Raw genomic sequence first — 2,492 nt, 5'->3', positions numbered from 1 at the left:
CGACCGGCGGTAGCGGCCGCAGGGTCAGCAGGACGGCGGCGACCACCGCCACGCCCCTGGCGGCGACCAGGACCGCCGCCGGCCCCGAGGTGAAGTGGCCGTGCGGCCCGGTGCGCAGGGCCAGCCCCTCGAGCGCGCCGTGGGCCAGCGCGCCCAGCGCGGCGATCAGCACGGCGCCGCGGTCGCCGTCGGGCCGCGAGGCCACCACGCAGGCGGTCACCAGCAGTACGGCGGTGATCACCCCGGCGCACTTGGCGGAGAACGGTCCGGGGTCGCTGCTCAGCAGGGAGGCGCTCACCGCGGCCAGCACGAGGACGGCCAGCGACAGTGCCAGGCGGCGGCTGGTCGACGGCTGCCACCGGTCAGGCCGCGCACCGACCACGTGCGCCACGCCGTCGGCGACGTCGTCGAAGTGCAGGGCGGGCAGCGCCGCGTCGGCCGGCCGCAGGTGAAGTTGGTCGCCGTGCCGCAGCCCCAGGCTCTCGGGCGTGCCGTCCGGGTCCAGCGGCTCCTCGCCCAGCCGCTGCAGCACCAGGGGAGTGCCGCGCTCCTGCGGCGACTGCGGCAGGTGGCGCAACAGGGCCGGCAGCAGGTCGCCTACGGACGTGGTGAGCGGGACCGAGACGTCACACCGGCCGCCCGGGTGGACGATCGTGAGTCGGCAGACCTCGGTGGACGAGGGCGACACCGCGGGCGCGGCGGTAGACATGGTGCTCCTTGGATGCACGGCGGGAGTGTGGGCGGGCGCGGTCGTCATGAGGGCGTCACCAGCCCGGTCTGGACGAGTCGCACGGACCGGCGGGTGACGAACTGGGCCCGGCCGGCGGGCAGTGTGCGGGGCTTGGCCTCGCCGAGGAACTTGCCCTCCTCCTTGGGGTAGGAGAAGAGGAGGGCCGGGTTGCCCAGCTCCCACATGCGCCGCAGCATCGGATCCATCATGGCGCGCATCGCTCCGGAGGTGCTGCGGGAGACCACCAAGTGCAGGCCGATGTGGTGGCCCTGGGCCAGCAGCGGGACCAGCGGTGCCATGGGCGAGGGCGCACCGGCGGCTCCGCAGACCAGGTCGTAGTCGTCGACGATGACGAACAGCCTCGGGCCCTGCCACCAGTCGCGCCGGGCGAGTTGCTCGGGGCTGACGTCCGGGCCCGGCACCCGCTTGCCGACCGAGACGGCCGCGTTGGCAGCGAGCTCGGCGAGCGCGTCGCGGTCCACGACGTAGCCGACCCGGTACGCCTCGGGCACCGAGGCGAGCAGGCCACGACCGGGGTCGGCGACCATGATCCGGGCCTGGTCGGGGGTGTAGCGGGCGGTGATGGCACGGATGACCAGGCGCAGCGTGTTGGTCTTGCCGCTCTCGCCGTCTCCCATCACCATCAGGTGCGCACTGGTGGCGAAGTCGTGCCAGGAGGGTTCGAGGCGCTGCTCGTCCCAGCCCAGACAGACGCGCAGATCGCCGTCGGCCGGGGGGAGTTGGTCGACCGGCAGACGGCTGGGCAGCAGGCGCACGCCGGGGGCGGCACGCCCGGTCCAGAAGGTGTCGATCTCCGCCACGGCGGCCTTGGTGGCCGAGGTCAGGTCGTCGGTGGCGCCCGAGTCGTCCAGTCGCGGCAGTGCGGCCAGGAAGTGGTGGCCGGCCGCGGTCAGGCCGCGGCCCGGCTGGTGCGGCACGGTGGCCGCGATCCGCGAGCCGATCTCGGACTCGGTGGCATCACCCAGCCGCAGCTCCAGCTTGGTGCCGAGCAGGTCGCGCAGGCGGGGACGGATCTCCGACCAGCGCACCGCCGAGGCGATCACGTGCAGCCCGAACGAGAGGCCACGGGAGGTGAGTTCGATGACCTTCGGCTCCAGGTCCTCGTAGTCCTGGCGCAGCGTGGACCAGCCGTCCACCACCAGGAAGACGTCCCCGTACGGGTCGTCGATCGTGCCGTCGGCGCGCAGGGCGCGGTAGGCCGCCATCGACTCCAGGCCGCGCGAGGTGAACTCCGCCTCGCGTCGTTCCAGCAGTTGGGTCAGCTCCGCGATCGTGCGCAGTACCCGGTCGCGCTCCAGGCGGGTGGCGACCGATCCGACGTGCGGCAGGCCCGCGGTGGAGACGAGGCCGCCGCCGCCGAAGTCCAGGCAGTAGAACTGGACTTCCCACGGGGTGTGGGTCAGGGCCAGGGAGAGGATCAGGGTGCGCAAGGTCGTGGACTTGCCGGTCTGCGGGGCACCCACCAGGCCGATGTGGCCGTCGGCTCCCGACAGGTCGGCCACCAGCATCTCGCGCAGCTGCTCGAAGGGCCGGTCCACCAGGCCCAGCGGGACGCGCAGCGCGCCGAGCCAGTGATGGTCTGCCGCGCTCATCCCGCGCACCGGGTCCGGCACGATCCCCGGGAGCAACTGGTCCAGGCTGGGGGAGGAGGTCAGCGGCGGCAGCCAGACCTGCCGGGCCGGCGGCCCGCTCTGCGCCAGCCGGTCCACCAGCACCTCCAGCAGGCTCGCCGTGCTCTCCG

2 protein-coding genes are annotated in these 2,492 nt (G+C 73.8%); both read right to left on the bottom strand.

Annotation, left to right across the window (positions count from 1 at the left end; genetic code table 11):
* Nucleotides 1–709, bottom strand: a 709-nt coding sequence (locus ABZV34_RS38515) for an EsaB/YukD family protein (protein WP_356287657.1), incomplete at its 3' end; no start/stop codon positions are given.
* Between the two features lie 44 nt (nt 710–753).
* The coding region (gene eccCb / locus ABZV34_RS38510) for a type VII secretion protein EccCb (protein ID WP_356287654.1) at nt 754–2,492 on the bottom strand (1,739 nt) is incomplete at its 5' end.

The sequence above is a fragment of the Streptomyces sp. NPDC005195 genome (assembly GCF_040608315.1).
Lineage (GTDB): Bacteria > Actinomycetota > Actinomycetes > Streptomycetales > Streptomycetaceae > Streptomyces > Streptomyces kaempferi.
Note: the sequence above shows the minus strand (reverse complement) of the source record. Positions and strands in the feature narration are given on the sequence as shown.